This is a genomic window from Helicobacter mustelae (genome assembly GCF_900476215.1).
In the GTDB taxonomy this organism is placed as follows: Bacteria; Campylobacterota; Campylobacteria; order Campylobacterales; family Helicobacteraceae; genus Helicobacter_H; species Helicobacter_H mustelae.
The window spans coordinates 698,086-718,008 of sequence record NZ_LS483446.1 but is presented as its reverse complement, the minus strand read 5'-3'; the positions used below and the strand labels follow the sequence as shown (position 1 = coordinate 718,008).

At 42.2% G+C, this 19,923-nt stretch carries 17 protein-coding genes and 1 pseudogene; 11 read left to right on the top strand and 7 right to left on the bottom strand.

Annotated features, from left to right (window positions below; all coding sequences use genetic code 11):
- The first annotated feature begins 5 nt into the window (after window positions 1-5).
- From DQN48_RS03380 to bioD, 3 genes are all read left to right on the top strand, one after another.
- Complete coding sequence (locus DQN48_RS03380; protein ID WP_013022966.1) at window positions 6-572, top strand: adenylate kinase; 567 nt, start codon at window positions 6-8, stop codon at window positions 570-572.
- Window positions 573-593: 21 nt separating this feature from the next.
- Window positions 594-1,115 (top strand): inorganic diphosphatase, encoded by a 522-nt coding sequence (ppa, locus tag DQN48_RS03375; protein ID WP_013022965.1) that lies wholly within the window; start codon window positions 594-596, stop codon window positions 1,113-1,115.
- A gap of 289 nt (window positions 1,116-1,404) precedes the next feature.
- Window positions 1,405-2,016, top strand: coding sequence for an ATP-dependent dethiobiotin synthetase BioD (gene bioD / locus DQN48_RS03370; RefSeq protein WP_013022964.1), 612 nt, complete (start codon window positions 1,405-1,407; stop codon window positions 2,014-2,016).
- A gap of 147 nt (window positions 2,017-2,163) precedes the next feature.
- On the opposite strand, the gene DQN48_RS03365 is transcribed toward bioD, so the two are convergent.
- Complete coding sequence (locus DQN48_RS03365; protein WP_013022963.1) at window positions 2,164-3,441, bottom strand: adenosylmethionine--8-amino-7-oxononanoate transaminase; 1,278 nt, start codon at window positions 3,439-3,441, stop codon at window positions 2,164-2,166.
- 54 nt (window positions 3,442-3,495) lie between these two features.
- Between DQN48_RS03365 and DQN48_RS03360 the strand changes: the two genes are divergently transcribed.
- From DQN48_RS03360 to DQN48_RS03335, 6 genes and pseudogenes are all read left to right on the top strand, one after another.
- A complete protein-coding gene (locus DQN48_RS03360; RefSeq protein ID WP_111713503.1) occupies window positions 3,496-4,650 on the top strand; it encodes an aminotransferase class I/II-fold pyridoxal phosphate-dependent enzyme in 1,155 nt (384 codons plus the stop codon).
- On the top strand, window positions 4,641-5,255 hold the full coding sequence (locus DQN48_RS03355) for a pimeloyl-ACP methyl esterase BioG family protein (RefSeq protein ID WP_013022962.1): 615 nt from the start codon (window positions 4,641-4,643) through the stop codon (window positions 5,253-5,255). The genes DQN48_RS03360 and DQN48_RS03355 overlap by 10 nt, the downstream gene beginning before the upstream one ends.
- Window positions 5,256-5,419: 164 nt before the next feature.
- Window positions 5,420-6,124 carry a methyltransferase domain-containing protein gene (locus DQN48_RS03350; protein ID WP_013022961.1) on the top strand — a complete coding sequence of 235 codons (705 nt, stop codon included), beginning with the start codon at window positions 5,420-5,422 and terminating at the stop codon, window positions 6,122-6,124.
- A 238-nt stretch (window positions 6,125-6,362) separates the two neighbouring features.
- A pseudogene (locus DQN48_RS03345) lies at window positions 6,363-7,406 on the top strand (N-acetylneuraminate synthase family protein); the annotation flags it as partial.
- Entirely contained in the window at window positions 7,389-8,582 is a 1,194-nt protein-coding gene (gene neuC, locus DQN48_RS03340; protein ID WP_322787927.1) for a UDP-N-acetylglucosamine 2-epimerase, read from the top strand. The pseudogene DQN48_RS03345 and the gene neuC, both read left to right, overlap by 18 nt.
- A gap of 10 nt (window positions 8,583-8,592) precedes the next feature.
- Window positions 8,593-9,249: an acylneuraminate cytidylyltransferase family protein gene (locus DQN48_RS03335; RefSeq protein WP_013022959.1), complete on the top strand. Its 657-nt coding sequence runs from the start codon at window positions 8,593-8,595 to the stop codon at window positions 9,247-9,249.
- Between the two features lie 432 nt (window positions 9,250-9,681).
- On the opposite strand, the gene DQN48_RS03330 is transcribed toward DQN48_RS03335, so the two are convergent.
- The 3 genes from DQN48_RS03330 to DQN48_RS03320 all read right to left on the bottom strand — a co-directional run bounded on the left by DQN48_RS03330 (window position 9,682) and on the right by DQN48_RS03320 (window position 13,915).
- Window positions 9,682-10,527: an alpha-2,3-sialyltransferase gene (locus DQN48_RS03330; RefSeq protein WP_013022958.1), complete on the bottom strand. Its 846-nt coding sequence runs from the start codon at window positions 10,525-10,527 to the stop codon at window positions 9,682-9,684.
- Window positions 10,520-12,154, bottom strand: a complete 1,635-nt coding sequence (locus DQN48_RS03325) for a hydrogenase small subunit (protein WP_013022957.1) — start codon at window positions 12,152-12,154, stop codon at window positions 10,520-10,522. The genes DQN48_RS03330 and DQN48_RS03325 overlap by 8 nt, the downstream gene beginning before the upstream one ends.
- Window positions 12,155-12,424: 270 nt before the next feature.
- The gene (locus DQN48_RS03320; protein ID WP_013022956.1) at window positions 12,425-13,915 is read right to left on the bottom strand and encodes a peptide MFS transporter; all 1,491 of its coding nucleotides are present in this window, start codon (window positions 13,913-13,915) and stop codon (window positions 12,425-12,427) included.
- A gap of 373 nt (window positions 13,916-14,288) precedes the next feature.
- On the opposite strand from DQN48_RS03320, the gene DQN48_RS03315 reads away from it, so the two are divergent.
- Window positions 14,289-15,599, top strand: a complete 1,311-nt coding sequence (locus DQN48_RS03315) for an MATE family efflux transporter (RefSeq protein ID WP_013022955.1) — start codon at window positions 14,289-14,291, stop codon at window positions 15,597-15,599.
- Between the two features lie 191 nt (window positions 15,600-15,790).
- Window positions 15,791-16,750: a glycosyltransferase family 2 protein gene (locus tag DQN48_RS03310; protein ID WP_013022954.1), complete on the top strand. Its 960-nt coding sequence runs from the start codon at window positions 15,791-15,793 to the stop codon at window positions 16,748-16,750.
- Window positions 16,751-16,888: 138 nt separating this feature from the next.
- Here the strand turns inward: DQN48_RS03310 and DQN48_RS03305 are convergent, their stop codons facing one another.
- The 3 genes from DQN48_RS03305 to mqnE form a co-directional block, all read right to left on the bottom strand.
- A complete protein-coding gene (locus tag DQN48_RS03305; protein WP_013022953.1) occupies window positions 16,889-18,061 on the bottom strand; it encodes a glutathionylspermidine synthase family protein in 1,173 nt (390 codons plus the stop codon).
- A 184-nt stretch (window positions 18,062-18,245) separates the two neighbouring features.
- Entirely contained in the window at window positions 18,246-18,827 is a 582-nt protein-coding gene (locus DQN48_RS03300; protein ID WP_013022952.1) for a UPF0323 family lipoprotein, read from the bottom strand.
- Window positions 18,824-19,921, bottom strand: coding sequence for an aminofutalosine synthase MqnE (mqnE, locus tag DQN48_RS03295; RefSeq protein ID WP_013022951.1), 1,098 nt, complete (start codon window positions 19,919-19,921; stop codon window positions 18,824-18,826). Before mqnE ends, DQN48_RS03300 begins: the two co-directional genes overlap by 4 nt.
- Between the last annotated feature and the right edge of the window lie 2 nt (window positions 19,922-19,923).

Below are 19,923 nucleotides of genomic sequence, written 5' to 3'. Positions count from 1 at the left end.
AAGGAATGAAGAAGTTATTTTTAATCATCGGCGCTCCTGGCAGCGGCAAAACCACAGATGCAGAATGGATTGCAAAAAATCATAGTGACAAAATCGTACATTATTCCACAGGAGATTTGCTGCGCGCAGAGACTGCCAAGGGCACAGAGAGAGGAAGGATTATTGAGGGCTTCACCTCAAAGGGTAATCTGGTGCCCCTAGAGATCGTGGTAGACACCATCTTAAATGCCATCACTCACGCACCAAGAGATGTGATTTTGATTGATGGATACCCCAGAAGTGTTGAGCAAATGGAGGCATTTGATGCGGTGCTAAAGGCTCAGGATAAGGTCAAGCTAGAGAGCGTAATTGAGGTAGAGGTAAGCCAAGAAACCGCAAGGGATAGGGTGTTAGGAAGAGCTAGGGGGGAGGATGATAATGCAGAGGTATTTCATAATCGCATGAAGGTTTTTCTAGAACCCCTTCCTGCAATCCAAAACTTTTATCAAGACATTCTGAAAAAAATCAATGGTGAGCGCAGTATTGAGGAAATTGTCAAAGAAATGCAGGAATTTATTCAGTCAAAAATTTAATATTCAAACAAAGGAGTAAAAATGCAATTAGAAAAAATCCCCGTGGGAGAAAATCCAGAAAAAGTCAATGTAGTAATCGAAGTTCCCTACATGTCCAACATCAAATATGAGATTGACAAAGAAAGCGGCGCCATAGAAGTAGATCGCGTCATGTATAGCGCGATGTTTTATCCAGCAAATTATGGCTTTATCCCCAATACATTGAGCGATGATGGAGATCCAGTAGATGTGCTTGTGCTTAACAAATACCCCCTGCAAGCAGGCAGTCTCATCAAATGCCGCCTCATTGGCGCGCTGCTCATGGAGGATGAGAGCGGGATGGATGAAAAGCTACTCGCTGTGCCCATCAGCAAGATCGATCCGCGCTTTGATGGGATCAAAAGCTATGAGGATCTTCCCAAAATCACATTGGCACGCATCAAAAATTTCTTTGAAACTTACAAAATGCTAGAGCCCAACAAATGGGTGAAGGTAAAGGAATATGAAGGCAAAGAAAAAGCCAAAGAAATCCTAGATGCTGCAATCAAGGCCTACAAAAAATAAACTCCCTTGAGGGGTCTTTGGGATTTTTAGATCTTTGTCTCACAAAGCTTTGGAGTCTTGGATCTTTGGAACACCCATGGGGTTTTTTCTTTGTGGCGGTGTGTTTTGTAGCACCCCTTGAGAGCTTTTGGGACTCTTTGTGATAATGAGATATGATGCTCTCTCAAAAGCCCCTCAAAACCCACTCAAAATCTCATAAAATCTCTCAAAAGCCCAAAGCATTCCAACAACCTATAAAATTCTGCAAAAATCCCATAAAATGAGAGGCAAATCTCACAAAGGAGAAAAAATGCAAATTTGCATCAGCGGAATCCACACCAACACAGGCAAAACCCATGCCAGTGCCATGCTCTGCAAAATCCTAAAATATGATTATTACAAACTCATTCAAGCAGGCAATCCAAAAGACAGTCAAAAAATCTTGCAGTTTTCCCCACAAACCACCATCCACAAAGAAGGCTACTTCCTAAAAACCCCCGCCTCCCCCCACATCGGCAAACAAAAAGAAAATGCAAAATACCATGGCCTCTCCCTCCCCATCCCCTCTGCAAAAAACCTCATCATCGAAACTCCAGGCGGGCTCTTCTGCCCACTAGATGAGCAAAATTTCGTCATAGATTTTCTCGCTCACCACAAGCTACCCACCTTTTTGGTGGGGAAATATTATCTTGGTGCAATCAGTCATCTTTTTTTGAGTCTAGAGGCATTGCAAAAGCGAAAAATTCAGATTTTAGGGATTTTGCTGTGTGGGGAGGAGGATTTAAGCATCAGCTCTTTTGTGAGGGCACATACAAATCTCCCCCTCTTGCATCTGCCTTTTTTTGACAGAGAGAATTTTGCAATTGCACAAGAGATTTTTCACGCGCAATTCAAGCCGCTAATACATTTGCACTCTCTCTAAATCCTTGCGCTTTTGCGTGTTTAGCTTGGTTTTTGTATGCTTTTTCCCTACTTGTGTGCTTTGGGCAGCACAGACTTCTGCACATCCCAAAAATCCCATCAAACACACAACAATTCCCAAACATGGCGATTCCACCCCCTCAAAAAATCACTTAAATTCTTTTAAGATTCCCTCAATCCCATCACAGACAAAATCCACCTGCTCTTTTGTGATCACATAGGGCGGCATGAAATAAATCGTATTGCCAAGCGGACGCAAGATCATCCCCCATTGCAGAGCCTTGGTAAAAAACACTAGGCCTGCGCGCTTTTGATTGCTAATAAGATCAAAGGCAAAGATCATACCACATGAGCGGATATTTGTGACATTTTTAAACGCACCAAAAGAGATAAAGCGCTGCAAAATATAGCTAGCAAGCTCTTGATTTTTCTCAATCACGTTCTGCTTTTCAAAAAGATCTAACACCGCATTAGCACACGCACAGGCCAGTGGATTGCCCGTATAGCTATGGGAATGCAAAAACGCCCTACCCTCCTCATAGGGTGCATAAAAACTCTGATACACCTCATCACTAGTCACCACCACAGATAGGGGCAAATACCCACCTGTGATGCCTTTTGAAAGACAGAGAAAATCTGGCACCACCCCGCATTGCAAGAGAGCAAACATACTGCCCACTCGCCCAAATCCCACAGCAATCTCATCAAAAATCACGCTGACCCCATAGCTTTGGGCAAATTTGCAAGCCTCGTGCACAAAATCCCTGCTATACATATTCATATTTCCCGCGCACTGCACCAAAGGCTCCAAGATAAATGCGCAGAGCTCCTTGTGATGGTTTTTGATAAGGGATTGAAAAATCTCAAGCTCTTTGGCAAAATCCTCCCCCACAGGGGAGGGAGCAAACATGCAATCTAGCAGCAATGGGCCATAGGTCTCTTTGTAGAGCGCCACATTTCCCACACTTAAAGCACCAAGAGTCTCGCCATGATAGCTATGGGTTAGGGCGAGAAATTTTGTCTTCATCCGCCCTTCTAGCCTATGTTTGTGGAAGCTCATTTTTAATGCCACTTCAATAGCTGAAGAGCCATTATCCGCATAAAAGCATTTCTGCAAAGATTTTGGCAAAAGAGCACACAATCGCCTAGATAGCGTAATAATTGGTTCATGAGTAAAGCCTGCTAAAAGCACATGCTCAAGACTATCAATCTGCTCTTTGAGTTTTTGATTGATGGTTGGATTGCAATGCCCAAAAAGATTGACCCACCAGCTACTAATCCCATCAATATAAGCCCTCCCCTCAAAATCAAATAAAAACACCCCCTCGCCTCTTTGGATAGGGATGAGGGGGATTTTTTCATGATCCTGCATCTGCGTGCAAGGATGCCAAATATGTGCCAGGTCCTGGCTGATTAAACTCTGCATGGCTTCTCCTAGGAATTTTGATAAAATTTGATTATAACCACCTAGGAATACCCAATGCAACATAAGGCACAAAAAATTTTGGATGCTTTGAGGGAAAATACAAACTTTCGAGCACTTTCTCCCCTCTCCCACCAGGGAAAACTACTCTACAAGGGAGAAAAACCCCTGCTCAATCTTGCAACAAATGATTATCTAGGGATCGCGCAAGACCCCTCCTTGCAAGGAGAATTTCTAGCCCAACATGACCCTGCACTCACTCCTTTTTCTAGCTCTTCTTCTCGTATCTTAAGTGGGAATTTTGAGATTTTTGCCCGCCTAGAGTCCCTGCTCTCCTTGCTTTATGCACCCAAATCTGCGCTGCTTTTTAATAGCGGCTATCATGCCAATATTGGCTGCATTGACTCACTCCATCAGCTTGGAGGCGTGCTCTTTGTCATTGATAGTGCTGCGCATGCTAGCATCTTTGATGGGATCAAAATCTCGCGCGCTAGATTTCTCCGCTTCAAGCATAATCATCTAGAAGAAGTAGAGAAAATCCTCCAAACCCATGCCCACAAATATGAGCATGTCATCCTTGTAAGCGAGGGGATTTTTAGCATGGATGGGGATTTTGCCCCGCTTGTGGAGTTTGTGCGATTCAAAAGCCTTTATAAAAATCTCTCCATCTATCTGGATGAAGCGCATTCTTTGGGTGTGTGTGGGCAGGAGATGCTAGGCCTTGCAAAAGAGTTTGCCCTGTTAGAGTCCATTGATTTTGTCGTACTTGCCTTTGGCAAGGCCATAGGCTCTGTGGGGGGATGTGTTTTATGCTCCCCAACTTTTAAGCAATATTTCATCAACAAGGCCAGAAGCCTGATTTATTCCACCATGCTCCCGCCAATCAACATCGCTTTTACCCTCTATGTCTTTGAAAATCTTTCCAAACTCAAATCTCGCCAAAAGCATTTGCAAAAACTCTGCGCATTGCTAAAATCTCATCTCCAAGATTCTGGAATCCATTTCCTTGGAAGGGCACAGATTTTTTGCATCATGACCCATGACAATCAAAAAACCCTAGAGCTCTCCCAAAGACTAGAAGAAAGAGGATTCTATGCCCCTGCCATTCGCCCCCCAACAGTGCCAAGCAATCAAGCAAGGATCCGAATCTCCCTGCACGCAGGACTAGACAAAGAAGAAATTACACAAATCGCCCAGGCATTATGCAAGTAACAATCCTCCATCCCATCACTACCAAAAGAGTGACTCTCTGCTTTGGAGGCTTTGGCACAGACCCTAACTTTTTTAAGCACTTGCATGCACAATGTGGTGTCGTGTTGGTTTATGATTATCGCGAGGATGCTTTGAATCTAGATTTTTTGGAGGGAAAAGAGATTTTTTTGCTCGCCTGGTCTATGGGCGTGGCAATGGCCAATCGCTTCACTCCTCCCACACTCCACATAAAAAAATCCATTGCCATCAATGGCACAGATTATGGCATCCACAAAACATTTGGCATTCCGCCTAGAATCTTTGCCCATACCATCAAGCATTTCTCTCCCCTGGATTTCTACCAGGGGGTATTTGGATGGCATTTCCCAAAGGCTAGAGATTTCACCTTTCCCACAAATCTCACAGAGGAGCTATCCTGGCTCTATCATACCCTATGCACCATTCCACCGCGCTCCTTTGCATGGGATGATGTGTATATCAGTCAGGAGGATGCAATCTTTGCAAGCAAGATCCAAAAAAGTACTTGGGAGCATTATAAAATCCTGCAAGCGCCACATTTTGTATTTTTTGATGTGCAAAGATGGGAGGATTTTTTTGAGGCATGATGCAAAATTAGCACTGGGGTTTTGGGCGAGCGTTTTGGGTGAAAAATCTAGCCTAGATGCGGATAAAAAATTGATGCAAATTTGAGGAAAAGTCGGGTAGAATTTGGCGCAAAATTTCACTCAAGCAAAAAAGCAATCAGACACAAAAAATGAGGTTAGGATGTATGAAAGATTTGATTAAAAAGCGATTTTTGCGCGCAGAGCATAGCTACAATGCCCATGCCATCATCCAAAATCAGATGCAAGACAAACTCCTCTCCTTGCTGCCCAAAAAATCTTTTGATAGCATTTTTGAATTTGGTGCTGGGACTGGGGGCTTCACTCAAAAAATCACTCATTGCTTGCAATATGAACGATTTTTATGCAATGACATCATTGATTATGCCCATCATTTCCCCCCCCAGATAGAATTTTTCTCTTTTGATATGAATGAGGCAAATCTCCATCTTGCTTCAAAAACCTTTGATCTGATTCTCTCCAATGCCTGCATGCAGTGGCTAAATCAAGAATTATTTTTTAAGAATTTGGATCTTTTTAGCAAAAAAGACAGCATCCTGGCCATCACTTGCTTTGGCAAAGAAAATCTCTATGAAATCAGGGAGCTCACGGGCTTTGGCCTGCCTTATTTGGAACTTGCTTGCTATGAGAAATTTTTAAAACAAAACTGGAAGATTCTGCATCTTTTTGAAGAGCGCGTGTGTCTTTCTTTTGGCAGGGCGCTAGAGGTCTTTTCTCATTTACAGAGCACTGGCACCAATGCCCTGGCAAAAGATGCCAAAATCACCAAAAAAACCCTCCAAGATCTAGAAAACAAATACCACAACACCCTCACCTACCACCCTATTTATCTGGTCGCACAAAGATGCTAATCCACTCATTTGCTTTTTGCTTTTTGCAGCGCTTGGATTTTTGCAATTTTACCAGAGGAATGCCACTTTGTCCTGCGTGAATAGCGCGTGTTGGGTCTCGTTTGTTTGTGTGAATTTTACAGCCCCTAAACTCTCTGGCACAATTGCAGCATAAGCGGTGGGGTGGCGCTATTTTGCAGCTATAAATGATAAAAATTTTTTGCTACAATTCATCCAAACCACAAAGAATTCTATAACCATGCAAACCCTCAAAATACAACACCGAAAAATTGGTAAAGACTTTCCACCACTTGTGATTGCAGAACTTGGAATTAATCACAATGGCAGTTTAGAGATTGCAAAGCAAATGGTAGATGCTGCAAAAAGAGCAGGAGTGGAGCTTATCAAGCATCAAACCCATATCATCCAAGATGAAATGAGCTCTCTGGCAAAACATGTCATTCCAGGCAATAGTGACAAAAGCATTTATGAGATTATGCGATCTTGTGCTCTAAGTGAAAAAGATGAAATTGCGCTGAAAGAATACATAGAATCCCAAGGCATGATTTTCCTCTCCACTCCCTTTTCGCGTGCGGGTGCCGACCGCCTGGAAAAAATGGGAGTAAGTGCCTATAAGATCGGCTCTGGAGAGATGAATAACACTCCCTTGATTAAGCATATCGCAAGTTTTGGCAAGCCTATGATTGTATCCACAGGCATGAATGATCTCAAAAGCGTAAAAAAAACCGTAGCAATTTTGAAAGAAAGTGGTGTGAGCTTTGCGCTTCTGCATACCACCAATCTCTATCCCACTCCTCCTCATTTAGTCCGCTTAGGCGCGATGCAAAGCCTCATGCAAGCCTTTCCTGACATCCCCATTGGTCTAAGTGATCATACACAAAATAACAATGCGTGCAAAAGTGCCATCGCTCTTGGTGCATGCATCATCGAGCGCCATTTCACGGATCACAAAAATCGCACCGGTCCTGATATCCCCTGCTCGATGGATGAGGAAGAAGCAAGAGATCTCATCATCAGTGCCAAAGAGATTTTTGCCATGCGTGGCGGGGAAAAAGAGCCTGCCAAAGAAGAGCAAGTAACCATGGACTTTGCCTTTGCAACTTGTGTGAGCATCGCGCCAATCAAAAAAGGAGAGAAATTTAGCATGCAAAATCTCTGGGTCAAGCGCCCTGGCATTGGGGAGATCAAAGCCAGAGATTTTGAGGAGATCTTAGGCAAGACTGCAATCTGTGACATCCCCAGTGATACACATCTCACATGGGAGATGATTGAGGGCAAAGAGAGAGAGAGAGAAACGAGCATGGGAGTAGGAGTGAAGAAAAAAATCGTCTTTCTCACTGGAACTCGCGCTGACTGGGGCAAAATCAAAAGCCTCATCCAAGAAGTGAAGAATTCTCTACTTTTTGAGTACAAAATCTTTGCCTGCGGCATGCATCTGCTAGAATCCTATGGCAATACGTATCTAGAGATTTTCAAAGATGGCTTTGAATCTGTGGTACTTGGCAAGCCCTATACGAATGCTAAGGCCATGGATCTGGCACTTTCTCATACAATTGAGCATTTCTCCACCTTCGTGCAAAACTACAAACCTGATATGATCGTGGTACATGGCGATCGCTTGGAGGCGCTGGCTGGGAGCATCGTGGGGGCATTTCAAAATATCATCGTTTCTCATATCGAGGGAGGGGAAGTCAGCGGGAGCGTGGATGAATCCCTGCGCCATAGCATTAGCAAAATCGCGCATCTGCATTTTGTCGCCAAAGAAGAAGCAAAAACACGCCTCTTGCAGCTCGGAGAGAAAGAAAATCACATTTTTGTCATCGGCTCTCCAGACATCGATACCATGCTTAGCAAAAATCTCCCCAGCCTGGAATCCATCAAGGAACATTACTACCAGATTAAGCAGCTCAAAGGAGAGGGATATGGGATCTTTCTCTACCACTCCGTGACCACAGAACTAGAAAATCTTGAATCTGACATCTCTTCCTGCCTGCAAGCACTAAAGGCCTCCAAAATCCCCTATATCATCATCTACCCCAACAATGACCCAGGATCCCAAACCATCATCAAGCACATTCATACCCTGCAGGATCCAGAGCAATTTGCGGTATTTCCCTCCATCAAATTTGAATGTTTCTTGACACTGCTAAAACATGCAAAATTCCTCATTGGCAATAGTTCTGCTGGGATCCGCGAGGCCCCCATCTATGGGGTCCCTGCAATCAATATTGGTACAAGACAAGAAGGCAGATATGACAAAAACACTCCTCATATTTTCTCAGTTCCTGCGCAAAAAGAAGAGATTTTGCGCGCCATCCAGGATGTGCAAAATCTCCCTAGATTTCCTCCAAAGCTTGATTTTGGCAGGGGGGATAGCGCAAAGCTCTTCCTCCAAATCCTAAAAGACAAAAAAATTTGGAAAACAAAACTCCAAAAAAAGTTTATAGATCTCTCATGAGGGTGATTTTGTGGGAGTGATTGCGCTCATCCCTGCTAGGAGCGGAAGCAAGGGGGTAAAAGACAAAAATATCAGAGATTTTAGAGGCTTGCCCCTGCTTGCTCATAGCATCCATGCTGCAAAGCAAAGTGGAATCTGCAAAGAAATCTTTGTGTGCACAGACAGCAAGGATTATGCATATATCGCACAAAAATTTGGAGCCAATGTGCCATTTTTACGCTCTATGGCCACTGCGCAGGATTCTAGCAAAACCATCGAATGCGTTTTGGAAGCTTTAAAAAACTACCAATCCCTTGGCAAAAGCTTCACAACCCTAATTCTTTTGCAACCCACCTCCCCTCTCCGCACAGCAAAGCACATAGAGGAAGCCTATGCCCTCTATCTCAAACACAAAAAAGCCGTAGCAAGCGTGTGTGAGATAAAAGAACATCCTATTTTTATGCGGGAAATGCAAAATGATGCACTCTCTCCCATCCTAAAGACAAATAGCACAATCCCCCGCCAAGATCTTCCAAAAATCTATCGCATCAATGGAGCAATCTACATCAACCCTATTTCTATGCTTAGTCTTGAAACCAGCTTCAATGATAATCCCATCGGCTATGTCATGGAGCAAAAAGATTCTTTAGATATTGATTGCATAAAAGATTTTGAGGAAAAAGACTAGTGCGAGAGGTGGAAAAAAAATAGGTGGGGTGTGGCGTATGGGTACAGAGATTTAGGATGTGAAATGGATGAGAGGGTGAGGCAGATTTTTTCCTGCATTGGCAGATGTTGATTTGAAAACAAGAGGGGGGGGTCTAAGCCTTTTGTGCGCTTGAGGCTTGCTTGGTTTGAAGTTTCGGGCTTTATGCAAAACATCTAAAAAGTGGAATAACACAAAAGAATGTAGATGATGTGGAGGGAGTGGGAAAACGCCTCAATAAAAGGGTGGGGTGCTGGGTTGGTAGCGCAAATAGAGGTGAGACAAGGAGGTGTATAGCGCGAGGGAGATGGCACAACACCAAATAAAATAAGAGCGAGATGCGCTTAAAACAGAGATGCCAAAAACAAAAGGACTCAAAGTGTAAAAAACAAAGAAAAGCAAAAAACACGGGATTTATTTTTTTGTTACAAATGGGAAAAGAAAGCCAAAATACCTCTGCAATCTGTTTAAAATTCTTCTAGCAATTCCAGGAGGGATTTCCTTTAACAAAGGATTGCGCACTTGGGGAATTAGAATATCACAGATATAACCCTCCTTTTTCTTTGGTGGAAAAAAGTTTGCAGGAGAAGGAAAAGGAATAGACAAATAAGAAGCAATGGGACTTTGGGGGCATAATGCATAGATGTGCAAATCAAAAAAATCTCTAATCAAATCCAATGCTTCTAAATCAACTTCTTTGGAATGCTGCTCTGTCACAACACCCTCCTCATAACCAATTAAGGAATTTGCATTGGTGCTTTTGTGCTCAAATGCATAATTCCCTGTTTCATAAAAATCAATCCCTGCAAGGTAAATTTCTCTATAGCCCTTGATTGCAGCCACAAATAACATCAACATTCCACTTGTGATGCGTTTTTTGAAATACATATCTTGGTATTTGAAATGTGATGCAAGCCTAGGGCATTTGAGCGCCTCATCATGAGCAATCTTTACTTCTGGATAGAGTCTCTTGAAATCCAGTTCCTCATAATCCCTCTCTCCTGCCCAATGCATCATGCTACTATAGACTTCCTCATAGCAATACTCTCCACGCTCCTCTAATTGCTTAAGCGTATAATACTGTTCAAAAAATACACCAGGATTAAAGAATACCGCCTGAATCTTTTTTCCTAAAAAATATTTATCTTCAAAATAAAATTGATTACAACGAAAAACATCAAAATCCCTAGGCAAAAGAGAATAATCTATTTGTGCCAGTGATGGACCATTACCAGCAATGACTACAGCCCTTTTATTCATCCCTCAAAATCCATCGCTTCACTAAGGAATTTTGGACCAAATCTCCACCCACAAGCACAGAGAAACTCCTCTCTTGAGATTCCATAAATTTCCCTACGCCCTCACGCAATGCCCTGCATAAGCTTGCCATCATTCCATAAGCAATTCCATCATATTCTAGTCCCCCTAATGCATAGCAGAGTACCAAACGCATGCCCTTATTGGCATCAATGAGGATTTTATCTCCCGCGATTTTTACGCCAAAATCCATATCACTAATTTTTTTAAATGCAAAGCTCATCGCCTCATCTAGGGCATAATGATGGAAATTCTTCTCCCTCTCTAAACTAAGTAAAAAATGCATAAGCTTGAGCACATCAGCGATATTCTTAGAAATCAAGCTCTCTTCAGATTCTTGCATGTTTTTTTGATACAGGGCAGAAAAATAGTTCTTATAATTCTCCACCAACCTTGCGGTTAGCTTGCTTTTATTAGCGAGTGTCTGCAAAAATACCCTAGGATTTACCTCCAAGTTTCCCTCCAAGATATTCTGCCCCTTCCATAGGATTTGGGTATTTTGCGAATCCAAAAAAATCCCGATACAATCCTCCTCAATGCTAGTGCGAAAATCTTGCAGATTTTGGCAGGACTCTTCTTTTGTAATCCATTCTTTGCTAGCAAAAGAGCGGTGGTCTTTTAGCATCGGGGTCTCAAATACACCAAAGTCATCCCAAAAATTAGGCTCACTGCAGGCGATGCAGCCATGCCCTGCTTGGATGGGCCAGCTTGTTTTGCTATTGAATTTCACTTTCGGGCAATTATTATAGGCATAGGGCCCCTTGCATCCAACTTTATAAAGGCAATAACCCATCTTCATACTTTCCTCATCAAAGCTCTGGACAAAATCCCCTGATTCAAATTTTGCCTTGCGCTCGCAAGCTTCATGCACGGTTTTGCCATATGCCCACAGGGGACGATTGAGAGAATCCATGCTGGGTGCTTCACCAAATAAAATCCCATACATCAGAGAATAAACAATATTAATATCACTGGGCGGACACCCAGGGATGTTTACTACTTGTCTAGAAATTAGTTCATGAATGCTTTGTGTATTTGTGGGATTGGGATTTGCTGCTTGCACACCTCCAAAACTCGCACAAGTCCCTACACCAAAAACCATCAATGCATTTTCTGCCAAATGCCTAAGCTCTTCTGCGCCACTCACTCCCTCTATGCCAAATGTCGCAAAAAAAGGCTCTTTTATACACACACTCCCCTCCACCACCAAGATATATTTCCCCTTATCAAGATTTTGCAGATTTTTTCTTGCCTCAAAACCCGCCCCTCCCATTAAAACCTCATGATAATCTAGGCTAATCTGCTCCAAAAGCAAGGAATCAATACCAGGGATTTCATTGCGTAAAAAACTCTCTGTGCAACCCGTGCATTCTGAAAGGCTAAGCCATATAATGCTTGTTGGTTTTTTGAGAGACAAAAATTTAGTAATGGGATCTAAAAAGTTCGCAGGTAGCTTAAAAGCCTTCATAAAAGCTTCCACAAAGCCCCTGTTCACTTCTTTATGGAAGATTTCCCCATGATCTTGTATTTTTTCAATTTGTTGTTGCAATCTTTGTGCCAAAACTTCCATTCTTCTCTCCTTGTAGTTTCCTCTGTTATTTCACAAAATCTCGCAACATTTTAATTCTTTTTTCTTAAAATAAATTAAAAAATTAGGGGCGAAATTTAAGGGAAAATCCCAGAAAGGAGGGCAGACCAAGCAAGAAGAGCTGCGCTCTTGCCTCTTTGGTTTTTATAAACTTTCCCATCCTTCAAGCCTCTTTCAAGCCTGGAAAAATTCTCACACCAGATGCTCGAAAAATTTGAGAAATGCCAGGGAATCTAAAAGATTTTAGAGTGCCTAGGAATTTTTTAGCATTCTAATAATAGGCCCTTTGATTAGGAATAAAAGCAAGGCGATTCCAAAAAGCATATATGCGCATTGAGCAAAAAGATCAGGCAATGCCTCAATTTTATCCACCTTCACACCACCTCCAATAAGCCCAGCAACTACATTTCCCAAAGATGATGCGACAAACCAAAGACCCATGACCTGTCCTTTGATTGCCTTTGGTGCAATCTGTGTCATGATAGAAAGCCCTACAGGACTTAGGCAAAGCTCTCCCATGGTCATAAACCAAATACCCACCACAAGCCACCAAGGAGAAACCATGCCCGCAGAAATGACAAGCCTTGCGGCAAAAAACATTACGCCAAAACCAATCCCTGCCCCAATCATGCCTAGAGTGAATTTGCTAAGGCTATGGATCTCCCATCCTTTGTTTGCCAAAAAAATCCAGATCATGCTGATTATGGGAGCAAAGATGATAATAAAAAGTGGGTTTAGGGATTGGAACCAAGTTATAGGAATCTCCCAACCAAAAACCATGCGATTAGTGAAATCTGCAGCAAAGAGATTGAAGGATGTGGGGCTCTGCTCCAGGTTTGACCAGAAAAAGACTGCAGCCACAAAACAAACAACAAAAACAATGAGATTTTTTTTCTCATGCTTTTGGATGTGGGTATTGAAAAAATACAAATAGATAAAATATAAAATGGCGCAGGCACTAATCAAAAAAACCATGTTCTTGGCAACCCAAACAGGATTAATTTTGACCCAACCCACACCACAGGCAAAAATAAATGCGAATAAAAGCGCAAGTGCAATACCCACATAAAGGCCTATGTTTTTGACCTTGGTATTTGGACTTGACCAACTTTTATCTAGGCCAAATTTTCTATCAAAATCATTAAAATCTGGGATCGCCTTGAAATAAAAAATAATCAAAGAAATCAACATTCCAAGCCCGCCAATCCCAAAACCCCAGTGCCAGCCATATTGCTTTTGCACAAGACCACAGAGCAAAGGAGCGACAAATGCACCCAAATTAATCCCCATATAAAAAATAATAAATCCTGAATCTCTTCTAGCATCCCCATCTTTATAGAGCATGCCCACCATAACCGATGCACAGGTCTTAAAAAGTCCAGATCCCAGCACAATGAATACAAGTCCCAAGAAAAACATAAAATGCCAAAAGACTGATAACCCGATGAATAGATGCCCAAGAGACATGATTAGAGCACCAAATAAAATTGCATTTTTTTGACCCAGCCAACAATCTGCCAACCATCCTCCAGGCAGCGCCACCAAATAGATGAATCCCGCAAAGATCCCCACAATCGCAGCAGCATCTGCCCTATCAAATGCAAGCCCGCCATTTTGAATCGTGGCAATCATAAACAAAATCAACAAAGGGCGAATACCATAAAAAGAAAACCTCTCCCAAAGCTCCACCCATGACAAACTAAAAAGGGGCTTTGGCTGCCCCAAAAAATATCGATCTGACACTATAAAATCCTTTCTTTTCTTAAAAAATACCAATTCAAATCTGAAAAAATATCAAAAATACTCTCTTTTTGCCAAAAATGCACCATTTTGTTACAGTTTTTTGAATCAATGACATATCAATCACACTTTTGCATCCATTTTTCCTCTTCATTTACCCTCTTTATGACCCATCGATGCCAATCCTTGCCTGCGCTTTTTTAGACAACCCCACCTCTCTTAAAACCCCGTCCTTTTTAAAGCCTCCCCGCCAAAATCCCACTAAACCCCTGCGCTAAAGAAAAAGATTCTAGCAAGGAGTTATGTTTGGATTCTCAATCCTTTTTTTAATTTCTATATAATAATCTTCCAAAATAGCTTAGCCCTAAAGGAATCCATGAAAAAACTCTCTCTCAAAGCCCTATCCATTCCCATTTTTTTGGAAATTTTCCTGCATTACGCCTCCTTGATGATTAATACCTACATGGTGGCGGGGCATTCCAATTTTTTAGTAGGTTCCATGGGGGTGGGAAATCAAATCTTTGATCTCTTTATCACGATTTTCAATTTCCTCTCCATTGGCTGCAGCGTATTCATCGCTCAAAGCATCGGCGCTAGAGACTTAAATCTTGCAAATAGCGCGCTACATCAAAGCCTAGGGCTTAATTTCTTGGTAGGGGCAGTTTGTGGTGGGGTTATCTATTTTTTTGCTAGTGAGCTTTTATTAGCACTACACACTTCCCAAGAGCTTTTTTCCCAAGCTTCAATCTATCTCAAATCCCTTGCTATTTGCATTTTTTTGGAATCCACTGGCATCATCCTAGCCTCTGTGCTGCGCGTATACAATCAGGCCTATCTTGTGAGTCTAACCTCACTTTTGATGAATCTTTTGCAGATTTTGCTCAATTATTTTGTCCTCTATCATACAAGTCTTGAACTCCTAGGCATCGGGGTGGCTACCATCATTGGCCGCATCGTGTTTCTTGCCCTGCTTCTGTGGGTATTGTTTTATCAAACAAAAATCCTGCTAAATCTCAAAAAACTCTTCTATTTTCAGGGCCAAATCCTCAAAAAAATCCTCAACATCGGAGGATTTAGCGCTGGAGAAAATCTCTTGTGGATCGTGCAATACACCATTGCTTTTTCTTTTGTTAATGAGCTTGGCCCCACGCACACAAGCGTGCAAACCATTTATTTTCAAATTTCGCTTCTTATCATGCTCATCGGGCAAGCAATCAGCATGGCAAATGAAATTATTGTGGGAAAATTGATAGGGGCAAATGCCTTCAAAGTCGCTTATAAGCACACTTGGATTGCGCTATACATCAGTGTTTTTTCTAGCTTCATTGTAGCCCTTGTGAATTTCTTGTACAGAGATTTTACGCTGGAGAAATTGCATGCCACTAGCAATTTTGAAGCCATCATGCTTCCACTTTTTGCCCTCTCTCTTGTGCTAGAGACGGGGAGAACTTTTAATATCGTCATGGTGAGCGCTCTGCGCGCCAGTGGGGATGCGAAATTCCCATTTTTTAGCGGGTGCATCTTCATGTTTGGCGTATCTCTGCCCGTGGGTTATATCCTATGCTTTTATTTTGGATTAGGGATTTTGGGGGTTTGGATTGGATTTTGTGCGGATGAATGGATGCGTGGGATCTGCAACGCCCTGCGTTGGAGGAGCAAAAAACACAAGAATATCCAGCGATTGTAGCTGCACTTACTGGATAGATATGGCATATACGAATTGCTAAGCCCTGGATTATCTAGATGGGGTAACAAGTCTCAAATTTTCTAGCCCTTATATACGCCACCACCACTGTCCTATCAATGGCTTATAAGAAAAATTCTCATTAATTTTTCCAAATTATAATTGCAGCTTTTAAAACTTGCGCCAGGTGTGATTTGAAAAATTCTTTAATCTCCATTGTTTTACCCACCTACAATGTACAAAACTACATAGCAAGGGCTTTGCAAAGCTGTATTGATCAGAGCTTTAGGGATATTGAAATCATCATTGTGGATGACTGTGGCAGCGATGAGAGCATAAAAATAGCAAAAGAATTTGCCAAAAAAGATGAGAGGATAAAAATCATCCACAATACACACAATTTAGGCCTTTTGATGGCTAGATACCAGGGGGTAAGGCATAGCCAAGGCAAGTACATACTCTTTTTAGATCCTGATGATTTTTTAGAGCCTCAAGCTTGTGAAGAATGTGTGAGAATTTTACATAAAGAGGGGGAGGGGGATTTTATCTGGTTTGGTTTTTTACATCACATCTCAGGGGAGATAATGAAAGATGATTTTTTGCGAGATCAAAACTTTAGCAATTTTGAATACTGCAAGCATGTTTTGGCCCTGGGGAAATGCCCCTGGAATCTTTGCTCTAAAATCATCAAGAAAAGCACTTATTTGAAGGCTTTTTCTTCCATTGAAAAAGATAGGCATTTGACCATGGCAGAAGATGCTCTGATTTATTTTTTCCTAGTTTTGCATTCTTCAAAAATCATCACCAGTTCAAAACATATCTATCATTACTGCCACAATGATTCCAGCTCACTGGGAACAAATGATATAACAAAGATAGAAAAATATCTACAAGAACACAGCGCGGTAATTGAGACTCTATCAAAATTTCTAAGCAATCAAGATCTCAAATCCTATTTGCATAGTTTTTTTAAAAGCATGATTACAAGGCTTGCTATGTATAAACTGGGATACGAAATAAAATACTATAGATTAAAATACTCTTACATAAAATCAAGATCATTGCAAGTAGCAAATATGTTGAAAATCCTAATGCTTAGAATTAAGCTTATGTTTCAAAGATATGCTTTTTGTGTCTTTTGCAAAGAGGCTTAAGCAGCAATAGGAAAGAGCTGCTTAAGAGCGCTTTGATGGACAAGCTTGGGTTGGCTTTAGGTCTTAATCCAAAAAAGATTGCAAATGCATAGCTTGATAGCTCAAGTACAAGCTAGGGTAGCCTACAAATCCTAAGCTTTAGGCTAGGCAGTGGCTTACAAATTTGGAATAATTATCAATCACAAGCCCTCCCTTGCGAAATCCCAGCGCACAGGACTCATAAGCAAAAAATACATTGGGTTGATAATAAAATCCATCTTGATGATTGAGTTCATAAAATTCCTGAAAAATAGGCTTGTGGTTGGCATAGATCCCATCATTTTTGGCAATCACCCCACCCAAGGCATCCAAAATCTCCACATTCGCCCCCTCTCTGCCAAAGGCAGTTTTTTTCACCTGTTTTTTGGATTTTAACGGCGTGAAAGAACTCTCTAATAACAGCGGGTGATTGGGGAAAAGATCCCACAAAATCTTTAGCATGCGCTTGCTTTGAAAAAGCAAGGTATAGGCGGGATTGAGGAAAATGGTGTTTTTATTTTCCATCATGGATTGCATGATAAGCGCTAACTCTGGCTCATCGATGGCGATATTTTCCCAGGGAATGAGCTTGAAGAGAAATTCATAATTCTCCTCCTCAAAAAACACCCCCTCTTCTGCAGAAAACTGCACTGCATCCATGGGCGCATAGGCTGTGGCAAATCCCACGCTTTGGGCAATTTCTTGCAAAAATCTAGTCGTGCGCTCCTCTTCGATATTCCCACGCACACTAGAAAACAAAATCTTCCAACCCTCATAGAGTTCAGAAAATGCAGCAGTATCCCCGCCAAGGGTAATCATGCGCTTGAAATTCTCCCCGATGGCCTCATGGATATTATTGAATTGCTTGTTTTCATCTAGGCCATTTGCCTTCAGCAAAGCCCATTGCACAAGCGCGCTCTCATAAAGCATGGTGGGAGTATCAGCATTGAATTCCAAAAGCTTGATAGGCTTGCCATCTAGCCCCCCTGCAAAATCAAAGCGCCCATACAAATGCCAATGAATCTCCTCCTCAAAACTCTGCTTTATCATGGGGATGATGGAATTGGGGATATCTAGCTCAAAAAAAAGCTCTTTTTCAATCACATACTCTGCTGCTTCCACAAACATATCATAGAGCGTATTGCCTGCCTCATAAAACGCCTCTGCCTCTTCCTCACTCACCACAATCAATTCATCAGAAATATAGGGAGTTTGATCCTCATCGCTATGCCACTGCAAGCCAATTTGCTCCAAAGTCTTTTCATCTAGGGGTTTGAGTTTTTGTATTTGCATTCTATCTCCTTGGTTTGGTATCAATCATGGGTTTGAGTATTGTCTTGGTGGATTGGCCTTTATCACATTGACTGAACATTTGCTTGATTTCTAACACCTTGCTGCAGATCCTAGTATCAATTCAAGCAGCGTGCTAATAAAAACATATCAGGCAAAATCAATCACAAAACCACGGGAGAGAGAATCAGCCTCCCAGGCTTTGACTGGAATTGTTTCCAAAAAATCCACTCCTAGCATTGCTGGGAGTTTTTGTGCCAGATGTCACAGGGGTATTTTTAAAACTATTTTGGCTGCGCTCGTAGGCTTGGGGGGATTTGTAGCTACGCTGTTGATTTTGCTGATAGGTGGGATTGTTGAAAAGTTTATTGCCAATATAGCTGCCCAAAATCGCCCCCGCAGCGCTTGCTAGTAGCGCCCCTCCTAGGCCCAGGCCGCCACCATTTGCAGAGGTCAATGCGCTGGTATTGTTATCAATCTTTCTTTCCTCTTCTTTGAGAAGTTTGTCAATCTCCTCTTGACTTAGCACTCGCTCCACACCATTTTTATCTCGCACGACCACATGCGTGGTGCCGCTGGGATATTCTTCCAAGATCTTGTAAGTCCCATCCTTTTGCTCTTCTAAGAGTACAAATGCACCTTTTTTGATGCTTTGGGCAGCTTGGTGATTTTGATTGCTGCTATTATCACAACCCTGCAGCGCAAACACAACCATCGCGCTCATCCCCCCGATCATGGCAAAATCTCGAATCTTTCTAAAATGCTTCATTTTGTCTCCTTGTGATATTCTTGCAATTCATTATAGAGGGCATCGCGCTCAATGGCCCTAAAACCCGCATCTTGAATCTGGAAAATCATCATTTCCTTGTCGATGCCATCCTTGCTCCCAGCACCTCCAGCAGACTGGATGGATTCTTTTTCAATCGTTCCATCGATGTCATCCGCGCCAAATTCCTGCGCAACCAATGCAAGATTGAGCGACAAACTCGCCCAATACGCCTTGATATGAGGGATATTCTCTAGCAGGATCCTAGCGATGCTAATTGTCTTTAGCACCTCCTGGCCGCTTAATGTGTTTTTGATATTGAGAAAATTATTTTGATTTTGATAGAGCAGCGGGATGAAGGCATTAAAGCCTCCTTGCTTGCGTTCTATGATATTTCTATCCTGCTGTATATCTCGCAGGCGCAGCATATGATCAATCCTGTGCTCGCGATTTTCCACATGACCAAATAGCATGGTGGCATTGCTCATTTTTCCAAGTTGGTGCCAATAATGATGGATCTCTAGCCACCTCTGTGAGGAAACCTTGCCCTTGCAAATGTATTGGCGAATCTTTTCATCAAAAATCTCCGCACCCCCGCCTGGCATCGAATCTACCCCGTATTTCACCATGTCTTCTAGCACCCTCTGATAACCCTTGCCAAACTTCCTATCTAGATAATCCACCTCTGCAGCGGTCATGGCTTTGAGATGAATTTGTGGAACTGCCTTTTTTACCGCGCTAAACATATCCAAATACCACTCATAGGAATAATTGGGACTATGGGCTGAGACAATATGCACTTCCTTCACACCACGATTGCTGCAAGCAATCACCTGGGAGACAATCTCATCAATGCTCATTTCATAGGGGTTGGGATTTTTGCGACTTGCCGAAAATGCACAAAATCTGCAAACATCCGCGCAGATATTTGTGGGATTGATATGGCGATTGACATTGAAAAAAACCTTGCTGCCATAATATTTCTTGCGGATTTCATCTGCTGCCCCACCCAGCGTAAAAATATCATAATCATACAAGCCGCTCAATTCCCTAGGGCTTAGATTCTCTTTATTCAAGGCCTTTTGCAACAAATCCATTC

Coding starts and splice junctions, on each gene's coding strand:
- DQN48_RS03350 (WP_013022961.1), top strand. CDS start 5,420: ATGAAAGATTTGATTAAAAAGCGATTTTTGCGCGCAGAGCATAGCTAC.
- DQN48_RS03325 (WP_013022957.1), bottom strand. CDS start 12,154: ATGGAAGTTTTGGCACAAAGATTGCAACAACAAATTGAAAAAATACAA.
- DQN48_RS03315 (WP_013022955.1), top strand. CDS start 14,289: ATGAAAAAACTCTCTCTCAAAGCCCTATCCATTCCCATTTTTTTGGAA.
- ppa (WP_013022965.1), top strand. CDS start 594: ATGCAATTAGAAAAAATCCCCGTGGGAGAAAATCCAGAAAAAGTCAAT.
- DQN48_RS03330 (WP_013022958.1), bottom strand. CDS start 10,527: ATGAATAAAAGGGCTGTAGTCATTGCTGGTAATGGTCCATCACTGGCA.
- neuC (WP_322787927.1), top strand. CDS start 7,389: ATGATTGAGGGCAAAGAGAGAGAGAGAGAAACGAGCATGGGAGTAGGA.
- DQN48_RS03360 (WP_111713503.1), top strand. CDS start 3,496: ATGCAACATAAGGCACAAAAAATTTTGGATGCTTTGAGGGAAAATACA.
- DQN48_RS03365 (WP_013022963.1), bottom strand. CDS start 3,441: ATGCAGAGTTTAATCAGCCAGGACCTGGCACATATTTGGCATCCTTGC.
- DQN48_RS03355 (WP_013022962.1), top strand. CDS start 4,641: ATGCAAGTAACAATCCTCCATCCCATCACTACCAAAAGAGTGACTCTC.
- DQN48_RS03380 (WP_013022966.1), top strand. CDS start 6: ATGAAGAAGTTATTTTTAATCATCGGCGCTCCTGGCAGCGGCAAAACC.
- DQN48_RS03300 (WP_013022952.1), bottom strand. CDS start 18,827: ATGAAGCATTTTAGAAAGATTCGAGATTTTGCCATGATCGGGGGGATG.
- mqnE (WP_013022951.1), bottom strand. CDS start 19,921: ATGGATTTGTTGCAAAAGGCCTTGAATAAAGAGAATCTAAGCCCTAGG.
- DQN48_RS03305 (WP_013022953.1), bottom strand. CDS start 18,061: ATGCAAATACAAAAACTCAAACCCCTAGATGAAAAGACTTTGGAGCAA.
- bioD (WP_013022964.1), top strand. CDS start 1,405: ATGCAAATTTGCATCAGCGGAATCCACACCAACACAGGCAAAACCCAT.